The sequence below is a fragment of the Mesorhizobium sp. LSHC412B00 genome, from assembly GCF_000503035.1.
Taxonomy (GTDB): Bacteria; Pseudomonadota; Alphaproteobacteria; order Rhizobiales; family Rhizobiaceae; genus Mesorhizobium.
Window position 1 is genome coordinate 108,144 of record NZ_AYWB01000014.1, and the last position, 17,129, is coordinate 125,272.

Below are 17,129 nucleotides of genomic sequence, written 5' to 3' on the forward strand. Positions count from 1 at the left end.
GCAATTGCGACCTTGCAGAGGATCTCCCGGAAATGGACTGAGATAGAGGAGTTGCTCAGGAAACGTCGGCGGTTTTTGCCGAGTTGGATGGTGCCAAGAGAGCGCCCGCTGAAATGAAGAAGTTACGATGACGAACACATTTGTCACCCGCGACGGCTCCGGATGGGTGCCGGAATATCTCACCGCTATAGACGTCACGACCTGCATCGGCTGCGGCCGCTGTTTCAAAGTCTGCTCTCGCGAGGTCATGCATCTTTACGGCGTCGATGACGCGGGTGAAATCCTCGGCGCCTGCGACGGCGAAGACGACGATTTCGATGGCGAGCTCAATCGCATGATCATGGTCGTCGATCATGCTGGCCGCTGCATTGGCTGCGGGGCCTGCGCCCGCGTCTGCCCGAAGAACTCCCAGACCCATGTTGCGGCCGATCAGGTCGCAGCGTGATCTGAGGAGACAAAGCCAGGAGAACGGCGTTGCCCTTTAGAATGTTTTGTCGAGTCCTGGGGGTGGTGCTGTGCAGCACCGCACTGACTGTCTACTTCACATCTCGTTCAATCGGCACAGTAGTCGTCACGACCCTGGCTTGTTCTCTGCTCCTTCAGCTGGCGTATTTCGCAAGCGTGCTCTTTCTGATCTGGCGGTCTGGCTGCGATAGCCGAGTTGGCCAAAGGGCTGAGCATTTCGGCAGTTGCAAGGAAGTTGGATCCGAGCCGCCAGACCTTGATGAGGTGACGAATGAATCCGCAGATTTGCTCCAGCGCGATCAAATGCTAGCCATATCGCTGCTGCTGCCTTGAGGTCATGACAAGGTCGGTGCTCAAGCTGGCACCACTTTGGACCAACCATAAATATTGAGCAGATATTCGAAGACTCCTTTGCGTGAGAAGTCGATTGGCGACCGCAATCCGGTCATTCCAGTATTCCAGGAGACGCAGTTCTTGAATGCCATACCATCGTAGCCCTTTCGCAGTACGCCGGCGTGCGGTTGCAACTCTCAATGACCCTGGAAATAGTAATGGGACTCTTCGGCGCCGGATAACGCAGATGACCTCAAACCAAAGACACCTCTAGAATGACTCATGCATGGCCAATTCAGCTCCATCGCGTGTTGCCGGAGAGAACATGCTGGAAAAGTTCGAACGCTATCCGCTCACCTTTGGGCCCACGCCCACTGAGAAGCTCGACCGCCATCTCCAAGCAGCTGGGGGGCAGGGTGGAAACTACGCCGAGCGCGAGGACTGCAACTCCGGTCTCGCATTTGGCGGAAACAAGCTCCGTCAGCTCGAATACATCATCCCCGACGCGATCGTGTCAAATGCCGACGCTTGTCTCCATCGGCGGCGTGCAGTCCAACCACACGCGGATGGTCGCCGCGGTCGCCGCCAAGATCGGCATGAAATGTCTCCTGGTTCAGGAGAGCTGGGTAGTACATGAGGACGCCGTCTACGACCGGGTCGGCAACATTCTCTTGAGTCGGATCATGGCAGCAGAAGTGCGCCTTGTCGACGAGGGCTTCGATATCGGCATCCGCCGTAGTTGGGAACAGGCGCTCGATGAGGTCAAGTCAAGGGGCGGCAGGCCCTACGCGATACCGGCCGGGGCCTCAGTTCACAAATATGGCCGGCTTGGGTACGTCGGGTTCGCGGAGGAGGTGCGCGCCCAGGAGAAACAGCTTGGGTTTGCCTTCGACTACATTGTCGTTTGCACGGTCACGGGCTCGACGCATGCCGGCATGCTCGTTGGATTTGCCAAGGACAGTCGACAGCGCAATCTCCTCGGTATCGATGCTTCTGCCATCCCCGCCCAAACCAAGGCGCAGGTGCTAAACATTGCCCGGTATACTGCGAAGCTCGTCGCCCTTGGCACGGAAATCGTGGAGGATAACGTGGTGTTGCTCGACGGGTACGCGTCTCCCTGTTACGGCCTTCCGTCCGAGGAAACCAAGGAGGCCATCCGCCTGTGTGCGCGGCTCGAGGGTATAATTACCGATCCCGTCTACGAGGGCAAATCGATGCAAGGGATGATCGACCTCTTCCAGAAAGGCTTCTTTCAAGAGGGATCGAGGGTGCTCTACGCGCACCTCGGCGGCGGGCCGGCCATTAACGGTTTCAGTTACACCTTCCTTCCGCAACGGCTGACGCTCGACAGATTGCGATTTCGCCGTCCTGCGTGCCGGCGATGCGACCAAAGTTGGTTCGAGGGCCGCCCAGCAAACCGAGGGAGCCGGCGGTTAATTAGCCGCTAAACGCGAAGAAGCTGACTGAATTGATTTGGGAAATTCTGATCGATGGATATTTGCTGAGGAAGTCAGTTCGCTCAAAGTATAACCGCGGAATATTAGACAAAGTTGATGGACCGATACCGCAAGATAACTAATTCAATGTGACTGGCGAAACAATTACTACCAACTTAATCAACTAAGTTGTTGTATGTGAAAGTTCAGGATTGGCCAAGTGCGCCAGAAGAGTGGAGGATTATCCGATGATCTTACAGGAACTGGGCTCTGCCATTCCGGGCGGCAGGGTTTTAGAAATAACGACGACCACCGGCTGCATCGTCGGATGTTCTTATTGCCCGCAGGACAAGTTCGCCCATCGGCAAAGGGCTGTTTCTCATGTGAAGCATCTTCGTCTTGAAGATTTCAAGCGATGTCTGGCGCGCGTACCAACTTCCGTCGACATTAGTTTCGCCGGATACTCCGAGCCTTGGCTCAATCCGGATTGCACCGAAATGGTCGAGCACGCTTACGCCAGAGGCCATGGGATCCGGATTTTCACGACGCTTGTAGGAATGAAGGGGCGGGATCTACACCGCATGCAAGCGCTGCGCTCAAGGGTATTCGTGGTCCATGTTCTCGATGATGGCGCATACATGAATAGCCGTCTCGTCGGAGACAATTATCTCGCTTTGATTCGACAAGTGGTCGACACAGACATTGCCTCAATTCGGTTTATAGTCCTGGGCGAGGTCCATCCCGATATCGTCGACATAATCCCCGCCGACGCGCTAGTTCGCGCGCGGCCTCTGAGCAGCAGGGGTGGAAGCGTCGATCCGAAGATCATCGAACCACGGCAGCCAGTCATCGGACCGCTGACATGCGTTGACGGACGGCAGTATCGGAATGTTCTTCTCCCAAACGGTGACGTTACGCTCTGCTGCATGGATTTTGAACGGCGCCACGTATTGGGCAATCTTCTGCGCGACGAATACGAAGATCTTTTTGAAGGGCAAGTTTTTAGCGGAATCGTCGATCGCATGAATGGGGCGGATGGTTTTCTGCTTTGTAGGATGTGCGAATATGCCCATGCAAAGGCGTCCGCAAGCTGATTGGGGGCCGGCGAACCGCCTGAAAGCGGGGCCGGAGCGAATGTCGAGACTGCATAAGGCGGGGCCGCCTCCATCTGCCTCGCCTGAATCCAGTCGATGGAGTCTAGTCGCCGATTTTTCAATATATATCGTGGCCGCATCGAGGCAGGTGGCCTTATGTCCTTGGCCCCAATGTGCGGCGCATCGAACGTGAAGCCGGGCACGCAAGGCACGCCCATGGTTAGCCGGGCTTGCCGCTTCGGCGCACACTTTCGCATCATCTTGAGCCGGATCAATGTGAAGGGCGATTCGGCCATTCTCAGCGCGCCCTTCGACCGGGACCTCGAACTTGGCGTTATGGATGCTTCGTCCTCCTCCGGTAAGCTAAGACGGCCGCGAAGCCGAGGATCAGAAGGTTGCGGCCGGGCACGAACGTATTTGGCAGACCGCTTACTTCCGTCGCGATCTCGATCGTCCCGCGTGAGCGCGGCATCGCTGACTTGGCCGAGCAGGCCATATCAACCGTATGGTCTCCGCCGTATGGTCCCCGCGCAGTCGGTCACGCGAGACCGAAAATTTCTTCAAATGCGCTCACGCAGCGGTGGCCGGGCGTCGAGTTCCATTCGATGCCGCTGCCCACAATCGAAGCAAATGGTCTCGACGCGTTCGAATTTCTCAAACGCCCAAGCTAGGCAGGTTGTAGAATCTTGCCTGCCGGAGAAGAGAATGAGCGCGTTTTTTCGATGTCGTTGCATTGTTCAACGCTCGTGCTCAGCCCAGCACGAGGTGTCTCGTAAACTTTTACTGACCCAGTTGGGAAGAACCGGCTTAGGCCGGTCCCAAATCCAGATTGAAATATTCTCCCTCGGCTTTTCGAGACCTTAAACCTCATTCAGACAGAGATGGTCGAGACGCTGCCATGCGTCTGAAAGGCCCCTTAGATCCAGATACGGGCTTTGTTGCCGATTTCTGGGATGTCGGGGCTGCTTTCGGACCGCTTTTGACGAAAGAAGAGATTGTTGACCGACGTTCAAGTCCCGCGTGATCACCATGTCCTTACACCAAAACACTTTAGTCCAGTCAGGAGGAAGGGCATAGAACCGTGTGGAATTTGCCCTTCGCTATGATCTCCTGCCGGATCCGGTCGGCGATCCATTCGTATCTTGATGGTGTCAGCCTAGAGTTGGGGCCGAATACAGTAACACTTGCCACCGGCTCCCCGGCGTCGTTCAACGCTGCGACGCTGATTGCGGTGGCGTCCTTCACCAATTGGCCCTTGACCACCGAGAAGCCCCGGCGGCGGGCGGCAACAATATCGCGCCAGATGCGATCAGGCGTCGTCCACCGGATGTTGGCAAGGTGGGGCAAATTACGCTCGTAGAGGCTGCGTGCCTCGGCCTCTGAAACAGCGGTCAAGAGTGCGATGGAACCGGCACCAACGCCAATGGGCCGACGGCAGCCGACCGCCGGGCTCGTAATGCGCCCGACCTCTGTACCTTCGACCTTGTCTATGAGCACATGATCATCTCCCGTCGGAACAACCGAATGGACGTCCTCGCCACACTCCTCCGCTAACGTCATGAGAACAGGATGCAACTGATCTTTTACCTTCAAGCGATGGGTCGATTCGGCGAAGAGCAGCATCTCGATGCCGAGCTTATAGAGCTTCGTGTTGGGATCAAACGAGATCATGCCTTCGTCCTGCAGCGCCGAAAGCAGGCGATGCGTCGTCGTGGTGTGCATCTCGGTCGAGCTTGCAAGGTCCGTCAGCCGCATGCCGGTGTCATCATGCGCGGCAACGGTGCGCAGCAAGAGAAGCGCGCGGCGCAGGCTTTTCGATCCTTCCCCGGAACGATCAGAATTGCGACCCGTCTTGGATGATGACACCTTCCGCGCCGACGCACGATCCTCGCCGTTCATCTCCCTAGTTACGATTCTCACTTTCGCTTCTCCGATAGCGCTGAACCCCAATATCACAGGCGGAAAACAGACCCAAACAACTTTCTCACTTCTTGAAGTGAAGCCTCATACGCCGTGCCCAGCCCAGCGTCTCAACCTAGACGGCGATTTTTAGTTTCGGATCAGTGCACGACCATTGTCGATCGCGACGATATCGCGGCCCAATATGCGCACGCGGAAGGAGACAACGTTGCCGTTTCGCCACATTTCGGTTCGCAGCATTTCGCCAGGAAATACGGGTTTCGAGAAGCGGCAGTCAAGTTCCGCAAGATCTTCCGCCCGGCCGTCCAAAAATGTCCGTATCACCGCCCATCCGGCTATGCCGTACGTGCACAACCCATGCAGGATCGGGCGGTCGAAGCCCGCCTGGTTCGCCACTTGGGGATCACTGTGCAGCGGGTTGCGATCGCCCAACTGTCGATAGATCAAGGCCGATTGGGGGAGTGTGGCGTGATCACAGAACGCTTCGGCCGGCACCTTGGGCAGAGGATGAGGCGGGGGAGGCCGTCCGTCATCCCCACCACTCCCGCCGTCACCCCTGGCAAACGTGATGCTGCGTGAGAGGCAGTAGCGCTCTCCGGAACGGGGGGCGAACAGCTCATGGTCCCAGCTGATCAACGCGCCACGTCCAGCGCCCTTGTCCCACACGCCCGAAACCTTCGCTCGGCCGACGACCTCGCCAGCGACAGGAAATGGGCGGTCGAACACCATTCGTTGCTCGCCTTGTACTACCTTAACGCGATCAATTTCGCCGGCCTCGAAAAGCTCATCGAGCGCCGGCCGTGCGAGCACTGTGCCGAATGTCGGCAATGGATGCTGAAGCCTGCTTTCGGTCACGAAGCGGAGCTCATGAGGATCAAGCGGGCTTCCTCCCAGGCCGATCGCGAGTGCATATAGGATAGCATCTCGGCCTTCATATCGATGTTGACTATCCGTGAATTCCCAGGACCGTACGATATCTGTGCGCAACTGCGGTGACCTCCTCGTGGGCGCCGACGCGCCTTGCGGAAGCCGCCGACGCGATCAAGTGGACACATGTCATAGCATAATTTCCGCATACTGAAATTTATTTTTCCGTAAATTGGAAATTGATCTGGACATTCTTGCTGGACGGTGTAGGCATTTTTCACCGAAGCCGTTTGCATGATAGACGGCATCTTCATTCAATCGGTTGCCCTGAGAACAAGAATTCTCGGCTCCGTCGGATTAGCGAATGCTGGTTCACGCACCGGGAAGACGCACAGCGGCACTGGCAGGAGTGGGGGCTTGCGCCGCTAGTTCAACACTGTGAACTGAACCTTGTGGCAGTTGCGACTGCGGGAAGTAGAGGACATGGCTGACACGAACCCCCTCGATCCACTTAACCCTCGCGATCCACGCAACCCCGGCGCACCGCTCATCCCGCGAGTGGGGTGGGACTTATCGCCTTGGAACCAGTGGACCTTTCAGCACATCCGCGAGATGACGGCGACGGCTCCGATATGGCGCGGTCCCGGCCCCGTGCGGCCATTACCCGAGTCGCTTCAGCCGCTGGGGGATGTTACGGTCCATTTCGGCGACGGGAAGCGATCGGTGGACGAGTTCCTCGGACGGAGCTTTACAGACGGGTTCCTGGTGCTGCATAAGGGCCGGATCGTCTTTGAGCGTTATTTGAACAGTCTCGCCCCGCGCAAGCAGCATCTTTTGATGTCGGCGACGAAATCTTTCACGGGGACGCTCACCGGAATTCTAGTCAACAAAGGCCTGCTCGATGCTAATGAACCGGTGACGCACTATCTGCCGGAACTCGCTTCGACCGCCTACCGGGGGGCGACGGTGCAGCACCTTCTCGNATGAACCGGTGACGCACTATCTGCCGGAACTCGCTTCGACCGCCTACCGGGGGGCGACGGTGCAGCACCTTCTCGACATGTCAAGCGGGGTGGCCTACGACGAATCGCTGAACGAAGGCTCCCATATGCGGAAAAGCCTATACGCCGGCTGGTACCGCCAGCATGTGCCAGGCTGGCCGCGCACTTATTGGGAGTTGATCCTCTCGCTTGATAAAGCAGAGGGACCACACGGCGCCCGGTTTAATTATCGGTCGGTCGAGACCTCAGTGCTGGGCTTTGTCCTGCAGCAGGTGTCTGGGCTGTCGATGGCCGACCTGATGAGCCAAGAGATCTGGGCACCAATGGGGGCCGAAGAGGACGCCTATATCGTTGTGGACGATGCCGGTTTCGGAGTCGCCAGCGGAGGCTTGTGTGCGACGCTGCGCGACTTGGGGCGGTTTGCCCAGTTGCTGATCGAGGGAGGTGCCTGGGGCGGGCGCCAGATCGTTCCCCGAAGCTGGATAGAAGAAGCAAGGAACGGTAGAGTCGAGCTTCAGGATGGCGACCGTCAATTGTTGCCCGTCGGCGCGTATCACAACCAATGGTGGATTGAAGATACCGGCCGTCGCACCATTTGGGCGCGCGGCCATGGCGGACAGACCGTGTATGTCGATCGCGACGCTAAGTTTGCAGCCGTGAAGCTGTCCGCCTTCCCCGACGATACCGTCAACCAACGTTGGATTGACGATCGAGCGGCGGTGCTTGCGATTCGTGCCGCGCTGAGCGGATGCTGAGCATGTTTGCGACGGAGGCGTGTAGCGCCGGAACTATTTCTCGACGGATGAGCGCTTGTCCTTATGTTCTCGGTGCCCCCAATCAATCCTTCCGAACGACTCTTGATCCCAGTCTCGGGTGTCACCCCTTCCATCAGGCTGTGGGCGACGGCGCATGGGACAGGGTGGCCTGAATAGGTGCAGCTGTGAAAGAACTCGCACCTGTCTCGACCAGTATCGAGGCGATGCGGTCGCCCACCAGCGGTGCCGATTACTGCTGTGCGGGGTCAGGGAAAATTATGCGCAAACTCCGTCACCTCCTCATGGCTCGAAGGCGCCCTTGCTGTGAGGCCGCCGCGGTAAGGAAGCACCTTTCATGGCGCGTTTCCGTATGTTGACATTTTCTTTTCCGAATAGCGGAAAAGTTGCTGGACATCCTCATAGCTCCGTTATAGGCACTGTCCACGACAAGCTGCTCGGACGACGATGGAGGACGTAATCATGGCAAGCGGTCGAGAGGATGTCTTTATCGCCGGCGTTGCCGAGACTCCTCTTGGCAAAGTGACAGACCAGACCGAGCTGTCGATGATCGCCTTGGCCTGCCGTGAGGCGCTGGATGAAGNCTCCTCTTGGCAAAGTGACAGACCAGACCGAGCTGTCGATGATCGCCTTGGCCTGCCGTGAGGCGCTGGATGAAGCCGGGATGACGCTCCGCGACGTCGATGGTTTGTTCGTCAGTGTCTCTGGAAGGCAGCCGGTAGCGGAAGTCGCCGAGTACCTTGGCGTTGAGCCAAGCTACGTCGACAGCACTGATATCGGCGGCGCCTCGTTCGAGGCTTACGTGCACCACGCGTTCGCCGCGGTTCAGGCCGGGCGCTGCGAGGTTGCACTCATCGCATACGCCTCTAGGCAGCGTAGCTTGCGCTCCCGGGTGATGGGTGTCGGACAGGACAGGTCTCTAAGTGGCCAGTTCGAGGCCCCCTTCGGTTTGCCGCGCCCCATCGGAAACTATGCGTTGATAGCTGCTCGCCACATGCACCAGTACGGCACCACTGAGGACCAGATGGCCGGCGTTGCCGTTGCCGCCCGCCAATGGGCGGCGATGAACCCCAAGGCCTGGGTGCGCGCGCCGCTCACGAAGCAAAAGGTCTTGGAATCGCCCTATGTTGCGGAGCCTTTGCGCACGCTGGACTGCTGCCTGCTGACCGATGGTGGCGGTGCCGCCGTCGTGACGACCGCCGCAAGGGCGCGTGATGCCCGTAAGTCTGCCGTCCGTGTGCTCGGTATGGGTGAAAAGGTCACGCATTGGATGGTCAGTCAGATACCCGACCCCACGGTCACCCCTGGTGTAGCCTCAAGCAGACAAGCGTATGGCATGGCCGGGGTGGTGCCGGACGATATGGACGTGGTCCTCCTTTACGACAACTTCACTATCGCGGTGATCATGCAACTGGAAGACCTTGGCTTCTGCCGGAAAGGAGAAGGCGGAGTCTTCGCTGCTCCCGAGCGGATTGGCCCGGGCGGCAAGCTGCCCGTCAACCCTATGGGTGGGGGGCTCTCCTACAACCATCCCGGGATGCTTGGCCTGCTGTTGATCGTCGAAGCGGTACGGCAATTGCGAGGGGAGGCGGGACTTCGCCAAGTGACCGATCCCCAGCTTGCTGTGGTTCACGGCATCGGCGGCGCCTGTTTCGGCTCCGCAGCCACCCTCGTCCTTGGCTCGAACTGAAAAAGGGCATCGCCGTGACCGATCTCGTTTCAGAATTCTCGGACCCTCTCTCCGCTCCCTTCTGGCAAGCCGCGGCCCGTTGCGAGTTGGTCTTCCAGCGGTGCCGGAACTGCGGTCAGAGCAGTCTCTATCCACGGCCTTTCTGCGTCAGCTGCCACTCTGACACCCTCGAATGGGAAGCGGCTTCTGGCCTCGGTATAGTCTTCAGCAAGACCAAGGTATGGCGGCAGGTCCTGCCCACACTGCCTCCCCCTTATGTGGGCGCAATTGTCGAGCTCGACGAGGGGCCGCGCCTAATGACCAGGCTGGTCAATGGTGAGCCTTCAATTGGCGACAGGGTGAGGGTCGCCTGGCTGGAACGCGGGGGCCAACCTCGATTGCCGGTCTTCGAACCATACTCAGGGAGTTTTGCTTAATGACGCGTCTGAAGGATAGGGTGGCCATCGTCACCGGCGCCGGCTCGGGTCTCGGGCGTTCGCATGCGCTGATGCTGGCGAGCCATGGCGCCAAGGTGGTCGTCAATGATCTCGGAGTGGGCCTCGACGGCTCGCACTCCGGACTTTCGCCCGCTGACGAAGTGGTAGCGGAAATACGCGCTGGAGGCGGCGAGGCGGTGGTAAGCCGCCATGACGTCTCGGACTGGGACGCGGCGGCGGATATGGTCAGGTTCGCCATTGACACCTTTGGAGATCTGCACGCGCTGGTAAACAATGCAGGCATTCTTCGTGACCGCGCCTTTGCCAATATGGAAGAGAGGGACTGGGACTCCGTGATCGCCGTTCACCTGAAGGGACACGCGGCGACGTCCAAGCATGCGGTGACCTACTGGCGAGATCGTGCGAAGGCCGGCCACCAGATCGACGCCTCCATCGTCCACACGTCTTCCGTCTCCGGATATCGGGGAAATTTTGGCCAAGCCAATTATGCTGCAGCAAAGCTCGGTATCGTCGCACTCTCACGGGTGATCGAGATCGAGGCCAGTCGCTATGGCGTGCGTTCGAACGTGGTCTCGCCGTCGGCACGCACCCGTATGATCGGATCGATTCAGACGGCGCCCGTTGAGAACGGCTTCGACCCGCTGGATCCGAGCAATGTGTCGTCGGTCGTCGCGTGGCTTGCCGCAAAGGGATGTCCGGCAAATGGGCAACTCTTCCAAGTCTATGGCAGCCGGTTGCTTATCCTTTCCCTGCCGCAGGTTGTCAGCGATCTGATGAATCCTTCGGGACAATGGGCCTTCGAGGATCTGGACCGGGAGGTTCCGCCCCGGCTTATTGCGCATCCGTCGGGGAAGGAATTGATAGCTGATCTCCATGCGCATCAGGGAGGGCTCTGTTCGTGACGTGGGCTCTCGATCAGGTCGGCGGCCAGGCGGAGATCGGCAGTTTCGGTGTCGATACGCAGCAAATCGCCGCCTTTGCACGGTCAACCAATGATACGGTACCATCTCACGTCGAAGGGATGCTTGCGCCGCCGGTGTTCGCGGTCGTGCCGGCGCTTGATGTGATCGGCAGGGCCAGGCGCGCCGTATTCGACGGCTTCGCATTCCACGGCGAACATGACCTCATCCTTCACCGCGCAATCGAGCCGGATATGACAGTGCTCATGGAGGCGCGGGTCATCGGCATTCAGCGCCGCTCGATCGGCACAGTGGTGGTGACCCACGCGATCATGAAGGATCAACGGGAGAACCTGATCGCGGAGCATTTCCAATACAGCCTGGCAAAAGGTGCGTTCGCGGCCGAGGATTGCGGTCGGATGGCGCCGGCCCATGGCGGAGTCGGTGCCAAGCATCGATTCACCACGACGCTGGTCTATCCGCTTGATCCTGACCAAACGCTGCGATTTGCAGAGGCTTCCGGCGACCGGAGCCCCTATACATTCGATGCCGACGCCGCGAAGGCGCTTGGTCTGCCGGGCCCGATCGTTCACGGCATCTGCACGATGGCCTTCGTTTCCCGTGCACTGGTCGATCTGTGCTGTGGAGGGGACTCGCGGCGGCTGCGCAGGCTCGCTATGCGCTTCTCGGGCTTGCTCTTGATGGAGCCGGGTCAGACGATTTCCGTGAGGCTCGGCCCTGCTGGCTCAACTCTTCAGGCCAAGAATTACATGTTCGAGGCGGTCGACCGCGCGGGCGCCAGGATCATTAGCAATGGATGGGCGGAGGTTGCAGCATGATCGAGGCCGTAAAGCTCGGCGCAGCTGTGTCGCATTTGAATGCCGGAGCGCGGTGGAGCGGCTGCTCTGCCAAGACACTGATCGAACTGCTTTGCACGGGGTGTGATCGCAACGGTGACCGCCCGCTGCTTATGTTCGAGGACGGGGTGACGGTAGGCCGCGCCGAATTCATGGAGCTAACCTCTAGCTTCGCTGCCTATCTGCGCCCCCTCATCAAGCCGGGCGACCGTGTCGCGATCGCGATCGGCAACCGCACCGAGTATCTCGTTGCATTGTTCGCAGCCATGGCCAACCGGGGCATACTCGTATCAATCAATCCTACGGCGCGCGAGCACGACGCGGGGTATATCCTCCGCGACAGCGAGCCGACTGTCTTGATCACCGAGTCCGGCAACGGCGATTTACTCGCTCGCCTGGCCAAAAGTCTTCCAAACCCCTGCTTGGTAGTCACGTTGGATGGGCAGGAACCACGAGGGCTCCCGACGCCGGAGCGCGGCTCCGCACCATTCGATCTGCGCGCCGCCCAATGCCAGCGCGATGACATGATCGCGATCTTTTACACTTCGGGTACGACCGGCGTGCCTAAGGGCTGTCTCTTCAGTCACGAACGCTGGCTGCGATCGATCGATACCGACATGCGCATGGTACCAGGTGGTCGCGACCGTGCATTTTCCACCGGACCATTCTTCTATGCCGATCCAGCATTGTTCCTTCTCATGATGCTTCAGTCAGGCGGCTCATTGGTGGTTGCGCGCCGATTCAGCGTCTCGAGATACTGGGACATCGTTCATCGCTTTGACGTTACGCGTGTTCATGCCATCGCGTCGATGCCAGTGCTGCTCGCGAAGGCGCCGCCGCATCCCCTTGAACGGGCGCATCGTGTGGATCATGCGATCTGCGCTGCCGTTCCCGCGGATCTTCACGCCACGCTGGTGGGACGGTTCGGGTTTCCCTGGCTGGACAATTACGGTTCCACCGAGGCCGGCACGATTTGCCGTATGCCCTGGCACATGCATGACGAAATGATCGGGTCGGGATCAATCGGCATACCGGCGCCAGAGGTCGATTTGCGGATCACCGACGATGTGGGCAAGGATGTGCTGCCGGATCAGATCGGCGAAGCGCTGATCCGCGGTCCTGGCATGTTCAGCGGTTATTTCCGATTGCCCGACGCGACGCAGGAAGCGCTGTGCGATGGCTGGTTCCATTCGGGCGATCTGGTCAGGCAAGATGCTCGCTCGTTCGTCTATTTCATGGGTCGCAAGAAAGACGTTGTCAGGCGATCGGGCGAGAATATCTCCGCGGCAGAGGTCGAAACAGTTCTCCGCCAGATGCCTGAGATCAAGGATGCGGCGGTCGTTCCGGTGCCCGATGAAGTCCGCGGCGAGGAGGTCAAGGCCTACATCCTACTCGTCGACGATATCAACCCCTCCGAACTGCCGCCTGAGCGAATCGCCGCCTTCTGCAGCAGTCATCTAGCGCCTTTCAAGGTTCCGCGCTTCATCGAATACCGGCAGAACTTTCCACGTACCCCTTCGGAACGCGTCGACAAGCGGCAACTCAAGGAGGAGAAACCCGATCTTCGGGCTGACTGCTGGGATCGCGAATTACCGAAATCAACTGTCGATGGGAGCAGCCAATTATGACGGGCAAATCGGTCCCAGAATCCTGTGACACCCTAATCCGCAACGGCTACCTCATTACAATGGACGCCGAGCGCAGTGTCTATAGCTGCGGTGCGGTTGCGATCAATGGCAAAACGATCATCGCCGTCGGTCGAGATGCAGAGCTGTCGGCCCGTTTCCGGCCTCGTCGGCTGATTGAAGCTAAAGGCGCTGTGATCCATCCGGGTTTTATCGACTGCCACTATCACGCGAACATTCACCTCATCCGAGGAATTGCACCTGACGACCCGAAGACAACAGCGCCGTTAGCATTTTCCGACTGGACGAACCAACTTGAGGCTGAAGATGAGTATATCCAAACTCAGGTCGTTGGCCTCGAGATGCTCAGGCGCGGTTACACCTTCTTTCTCGAGCCAGGTACCGTTTATGAACCGGATGCGGCAGCTGCAGCCGTAGAATCGGTAGGAGTTAGAGCCGGGCTAGCAGATCCCTATCTCTGGGATGTGAGCGATGCCGGGAATTCTCGGCCCTCAAAAACGGCGCGCATTCCGAACGACTCCGAGCGCGCATTTAAGGTTCTTGGCGGGCAACTGGCGCGCAATAAGGATCCTGACGGGCTCGTTCGCGGGCACGTGGCAATTTACGGAGAGGGCTCCCAGTCGGAACACCTAATGCGCGCCGCCAAAGATTGCGCCGATGCTGCTGGCGTGACCTTCACCATGCACCACAACTTCACGGAGGAGCAGGCAAAGCGCGAGGATGCTCGCTTCGGTGGCGGAAGCAGCATGGTCCACTTTGCTCGACAAGGATTACTCGGCCCAAATTGCCTGTTTGTCCACATGAACGTGATCCGTGATGACGAGATTCCCATCATTCTCGACTCTGCCATGTCTCTGGTATGGCATCCTGGGAACGCCATGTACTATGGCATCAGCTCCGACGACAAGCCCCGTATTCCAGAGCTTATCGATCGCGGATGCAATGTCGTCTTCGGAGTTGACGTAGCAAAAGTGTGGACCTTCGGCGGCTTGGAACACATCGGATACTTGGTTGCCAGGCAGGACAAGCACTACATTCCCGCAACGCGGCTCTTGGAAATGCGGACAATACAAGCCGCCCGGGCACTCGGACTGTCCGAGATGATAGGCTCCATCGAGGTCGGCAAGAGGGCAGATATCGTGATCAGAAGCAATCGCGAGCCCGAAACGCTGCCGGGCATCAATCCGGTCCAAGAGTTGTTATTGACCGGCCATAGCACGCTCGCTTCGACAGTATTTGTGAATGGAAAGCTGGTGCTCCTGAACGGCCAAGCGACGCAACTGGATCAGGATGCCGTGTTAGCCGCGGCCCGCGAGATGGCGCGTCGCGTGCTTAGCAGAGCGGGTTATGTTCCGAGGGTCTCATGGCCAGTCATCAATTAATTAACAATGCCAAGCAAATAGCCAGTCAGTCACCTGTCATCGAGGTCTTGGGGCTACGCAAAGATTACGGCGGAGTGGCCGCCGTCGCGGGTATCGATCTCACGGTTGCCGAGGGTGAGTTCCTTTCCATTCTCGGCCCAAGCGGCTCCGGCAAGTCCACTCTTCTGGGACTGATTGCCGGACTTGTCCAACCGACCGGCGGCCGCATCATGATCGGATCACGTGACGTCACACTCGTCCCCCCGGCCCAACGTGACATAGGCCTGGTTTTCCAGTCCTACGCATTGTTCCCGAACATGACGGTCGCTGGCAACATCGCCTTCCCTTTGGCCGTGCGGGGCGCCAACAAGCGTGACATGAAGGCACGCGTCGAATGGGTGATCGATCTCGTGCGCCTGAACGGCCTGGAGAACAGGAAGCCTTCACAGCTTTCGGGCGGTCAGCAGCAGCGTGTCGCCATCGCCCGCGCGGTGGTGTTCGGGCCGAGGCTTCTGTTGCTGGATGAACCTCTGGCCGCGCTCGACCGGAAGCTTCGTGATGAGGTCCGGGTGGAACTGCGCCGCCTGCAGCGCACGTTGGGTGTGACCACCGTCCTGGTTACGCATGACCAGGACGAGGCGATGTCGACGAGCGACCGCATTGCTGTGCTCGCACAAGGCCTCATCCAGCAGATAGCCACACCGGCAGAGCTGTACAGGCAACCTGCTAATCGCTTCGTCGCGGGCTTTCTCGGCATCGCCAACCTGCTCGAGGGCGTTGTGGCGCGAGAGGGCGACGACGCGGTTCTCACTCTCGACGGCGGAATGAAGTTGCCGCTTCCGTCTGGCAACGCATTGCCCGGAAGCCGCGCGACCATGGTTGTTCGACCAGAGCGCATCGACCTCAAACCAGCGACCGACGCCCGAACCAGCCGGTTTGGCATCGATTGCGAAGTTGTGGACGTGGTCTATCACGGTGAGGTCGTCCGTTACACCGTGCAGGCACAGCCCATCGGTACTGTGATCGCGTCGTGTCAGCACGTGGTCCCCAGGTTCTCACCGGGGGACCACGTATGTATTACCTGGAGACCTGAAGATGGGTGGCTTCTCCAGGAAAGTGAAAAGTAACAATTGTGCCACCCAGGAGGAGAACTCAAATGAAAATAACATCCTTTTTTACAGCAACAACTGCTTTGGCAATCGCATGCCTGTCACTCGCAACCGTGGTTCACCCAACGATAGCAGCGAGTGAGCCGGCGAAGAAGTTCACCTTCGCAGATTCCGGAGGCGCAAGCCATGAGGCTACGGTCGAGGCATTCCTCAAGCCGTTCACCGAACGCACCGGAATTCAAGTCGATTATGTCTCGCCCACCAGCTTCGGCAAGCTTCGTGCTATGGTCGAATCGGGTGCCGTCACCGCGTCGTTATGGGACGTAAACAGCCAGACCTATGAGCAGGCGTTGTCTCTCGGCCTGATGGAGAAGCTCAACTGGGACCAAATCAATCCCTTGCCAATGTTCCCGGAGGCTCGGCGCGAATACGGCTTTGGGGGGAGTTATTTCTCGACAGGCATGGCTTACAAGAAAGGCACGCAGCCGATTGAGACCTGGGCGGATTTCTGGGACGTCAAGAAGTTTCCCGGAAAGCGCTGCCTGCAGGACCAACCCGAGAACGTGCTTCCGGCAGCGTTGATGGCGGACGGCGTACCGCTTGATGAGGTCTTTCCGCTCGATGTTGATCGCGCCTTCCGTTCCCTCGAGAGGATTGCGCCTTATGTCTCGGTATGGTGGACCTCGGGTCAGCAGCCCACGCAGCTCCTCGTGGATAACGAGGTTGCATATTGTCTAGCATGGAATGGTCGGATCATGGCCAACTCTGAGCTCGAGTTCAACTACAACCAAGCTTTAGTCGACATTGCGTGGTATATCGTGCCGAAAGGAGCGCCTGCTCAGGAAGTCGAGGCGGCGATGTTGGCGCTGCACGATATGAGCGATCCGGAGAAGCAGGCGATCTTTGCCGAACGGGTCTTCTACCCCGGCCCCAGCCCACAGATGGTCGAGTACCTGCCTGAACAGCTCAAGGACAAGCTGCCGACTTCGCCCAATAACAAGGATCGGCAGCTCCAGCCGGACAGCAAGTGGTGGATCGAGCACGGTGAGGAAGTCGCGCGGCGCTGGCAAGAGTGGAAGCTTGCCCGTTAAATCGACGCGGTGACAGTAGCGTCCGAAGCAGGGATGGCTGCACCGAACCCACACTTTTTCATCTGGGTTCGGTGCAGAGGCTTAACGGGCGTCGTTCCGCACTCGCTTGGCGCCTTACGATTTGATGGGGAGTAACAGGTATGTGGCTAG

General features: G+C 58.8%; 17 protein-coding genes and 1 pseudogene. 14 read left to right on the top strand and 4 right to left on the bottom strand.

What is annotated here, in order from left to right:
* Window positions 1-127: 127 nt before the first annotated feature.
* From fdxB to X757_RS142780, 4 genes and pseudogenes are all read left to right on the top strand, one after another.
* Window positions 128-445 carry a ferredoxin III, nif-specific gene (gene fdxB / locus X757_RS142785; protein ID WP_023727183.1) on the top strand — a complete coding sequence of 106 codons (318 nt, stop codon included), beginning with the start codon at window positions 128-130 and terminating at the stop codon, window positions 443-445.
* 41 nt (window positions 446-486) lie between these two features.
* Window positions 487-798: an exopolysaccharide production repressor protein gene (locus X757_RS1000000166920; RefSeq protein ID WP_245275101.1), complete on the top strand. Its 312-nt coding sequence runs from the start codon at window positions 487-489 to the stop codon at window positions 796-798.
* Between the two features lie 325 nt (window positions 799-1,123).
* Window positions 1,124-2,123, top strand: a pseudogene (locus tag X757_RS01000000165155) (1-aminocyclopropane-1-carboxylate deaminase); the annotation flags it as partial.
* 359 nt (window positions 2,124-2,482) lie between these two features.
* The gene (locus X757_RS142780; protein ID WP_023727185.1) at window positions 2,483-3,328 is read left to right on the top strand and encodes a radical SAM/SPASM domain-containing protein; all 846 of its coding nucleotides are present in this window, start codon (window positions 2,483-2,485) and stop codon (window positions 3,326-3,328) included.
* A gap of 334 nt (window positions 3,329-3,662) precedes the next feature.
* On the opposite strand, the gene X757_RS1000000169445 is transcribed toward X757_RS142780, so the two are convergent.
* From X757_RS1000000169445 to X757_RS0134660, 4 genes are all read right to left on the bottom strand, one after another.
* Window positions 3,663-3,824 carry a 7-cyano-7-deazaguanine synthase gene (locus X757_RS1000000169445; protein WP_023727186.1) on the bottom strand — a complete coding sequence of 54 codons (162 nt, stop codon included), beginning with the start codon at window positions 3,822-3,824 and terminating at the stop codon, window positions 3,663-3,665.
* A 64-nt stretch (window positions 3,825-3,888) separates the two neighbouring features.
* Window positions 3,889-4,062 (bottom strand): 7-cyano-7-deazaguanine synthase, encoded by a 174-nt coding sequence (locus tag X757_RS1000000169450; protein WP_280940384.1) that lies wholly within the window; start codon window positions 4,060-4,062, stop codon window positions 3,889-3,891.
* 325 nt (window positions 4,063-4,387) lie between these two features.
* On the bottom strand, window positions 4,388-5,248 hold the full coding sequence (locus tag X757_RS142775; RefSeq protein WP_156933471.1) for an IclR family transcriptional regulator: 861 nt from the start codon (window positions 5,246-5,248) through the stop codon (window positions 4,388-4,390).
* Between the two features lie 129 nt (window positions 5,249-5,377).
* Complete coding sequence (locus X757_RS0134660) at window positions 5,378-6,235, bottom strand: MaoC family dehydratase (RefSeq protein WP_031251486.1); 858 nt, start codon at window positions 6,233-6,235, stop codon at window positions 5,378-5,380.
* Window positions 6,236-6,598: 363 nt separating this feature from the next.
* Between X757_RS0134660 and X757_RS1000000169455 the strand changes: the two genes are divergently transcribed.
* The 10 genes from X757_RS1000000169455 to X757_RS142735 all read left to right on the top strand — a co-directional run bounded on the left by X757_RS1000000169455 (window position 6,599) and on the right by X757_RS142735 (window position 16,979).
* Complete coding sequence (locus X757_RS1000000169455; RefSeq protein WP_280940385.1) at window positions 6,599-7,102, top strand: serine hydrolase; 504 nt, start codon at window positions 6,599-6,601, stop codon at window positions 7,100-7,102.
* A gap of 4 nt (window positions 7,103-7,106) precedes the next feature.
* Complete coding sequence (locus X757_RS1000000166930) at window positions 7,107-7,871, top strand: serine hydrolase (RefSeq protein WP_050593965.1); 765 nt, start codon at window positions 7,107-7,109, stop codon at window positions 7,869-7,871.
* A 595-nt stretch (window positions 7,872-8,466) separates the two neighbouring features.
* Window positions 8,467-9,579, top strand: a complete 1,113-nt coding sequence (locus X757_RS142770) for an acetyl-CoA acetyltransferase (protein ID WP_023727191.1) — start codon at window positions 8,467-8,469, stop codon at window positions 9,577-9,579.
* A gap of 14 nt (window positions 9,580-9,593) precedes the next feature.
* The gene (locus X757_RS1000000169770) at window positions 9,594-9,995 is read left to right on the top strand and encodes a Zn-ribbon domain-containing OB-fold protein (protein WP_023727192.1); all 402 of its coding nucleotides are present in this window, start codon (window positions 9,594-9,596) and stop codon (window positions 9,993-9,995) included.
* The gene (locus X757_RS142760; protein ID WP_023727193.1) at window positions 9,995-10,918 is read left to right on the top strand and encodes an SDR family NAD(P)-dependent oxidoreductase; all 924 of its coding nucleotides are present in this window, start codon (window positions 9,995-9,997) and stop codon (window positions 10,916-10,918) included. Before X757_RS1000000169770 ends, X757_RS142760 begins: the two co-directional genes overlap by 1 nt.
* The gene (locus tag X757_RS142755; RefSeq protein ID WP_023727194.1) at window positions 10,915-11,754 is read left to right on the top strand and encodes a MaoC/PaaZ C-terminal domain-containing protein; all 840 of its coding nucleotides are present in this window, start codon (window positions 10,915-10,917) and stop codon (window positions 11,752-11,754) included. Before X757_RS142760 ends, X757_RS142755 begins: the two co-directional genes overlap by 4 nt.
* Window positions 11,751-13,400 (top strand): class I adenylate-forming enzyme family protein, encoded by a 1,650-nt coding sequence (locus X757_RS142750; RefSeq protein ID WP_050593966.1) that lies wholly within the window; start codon window positions 11,751-11,753, stop codon window positions 13,398-13,400. Before X757_RS142755 ends, X757_RS142750 begins: the two co-directional genes overlap by 4 nt.
* On the top strand, window positions 13,397-14,800 hold the full coding sequence (locus tag X757_RS142745; protein WP_023727196.1) for an amidohydrolase family protein: 1,404 nt from the start codon (window positions 13,397-13,399) through the stop codon (window positions 14,798-14,800). Before X757_RS142750 ends, X757_RS142745 begins: the two co-directional genes overlap by 4 nt.
* On the top strand, window positions 14,782-15,906 hold the full coding sequence (locus tag X757_RS142740; RefSeq protein ID WP_031251491.1) for an ABC transporter ATP-binding protein: 1,125 nt from the start codon (window positions 14,782-14,784) through the stop codon (window positions 15,904-15,906). Before X757_RS142745 ends, X757_RS142740 begins: the two co-directional genes overlap by 19 nt.
* Window positions 15,907-15,935: 29 nt before the next feature.
* Complete coding sequence (locus X757_RS142735) at window positions 15,936-16,979, top strand: extracellular solute-binding protein (protein WP_023727198.1); 1,044 nt, start codon at window positions 15,936-15,938, stop codon at window positions 16,977-16,979.
* The last annotated feature ends 150 nt before the right edge of the window (window positions 16,980-17,129 follow it).

Excerpts from the sequence above, each read along its gene's own strand:
- fdxB (WP_023727183.1), top strand. The coding sequence starts at position 128 with ATGACGAACACATTTGTCACCCGCGACGGCTCCGGATGGGTGCCGGAA.
- X757_RS1000000166920 (WP_245275101.1), top strand. The coding sequence starts at position 487 with ATGTTTTGTCGAGTCCTGGGGGTGGTGCTGTGCAGCACCGCACTGACT.
- X757_RS142780 (WP_023727185.1), top strand. The coding sequence starts at position 2,483 with ATGATCTTACAGGAACTGGGCTCTGCCATTCCGGGCGGCAGGGTTTTA.
- X757_RS1000000169445 (WP_023727186.1), bottom strand. The coding sequence starts at position 3,824 with ATGGCCTGCTCGGCCAAGTCAGCGATGCCGCGCTCACGCGGGACGATC.
- X757_RS1000000169450 (WP_280940384.1), bottom strand. The coding sequence starts at position 4,062 with ATGCAACGACATCGAAAAAACGCGCTCATTCTCTTCTCCGGCAGGCAA.
- X757_RS142760 (WP_023727193.1), top strand. The coding sequence starts at position 9,995 with ATGACGCGTCTGAAGGATAGGGTGGCCATCGTCACCGGCGCCGGCTCG.
- X757_RS142750 (WP_050593966.1), top strand. The coding sequence starts at position 11,751 with ATGATCGAGGCCGTAAAGCTCGGCGCAGCTGTGTCGCATTTGAATGCC.
- X757_RS142745 (WP_023727196.1), top strand. The coding sequence starts at position 13,397 with ATGACGGGCAAATCGGTCCCAGAATCCTGTGACACCCTAATCCGCAAC.
- X757_RS142740 (WP_031251491.1), top strand. The coding sequence starts at position 14,782 with ATGGCCAGTCATCAATTAATTAACAATGCCAAGCAAATAGCCAGTCAG.
- X757_RS142735 (WP_023727198.1), top strand. The coding sequence starts at position 15,936 with ATGAAAATAACATCCTTTTTTACAGCAACAACTGCTTTGGCAATCGCA.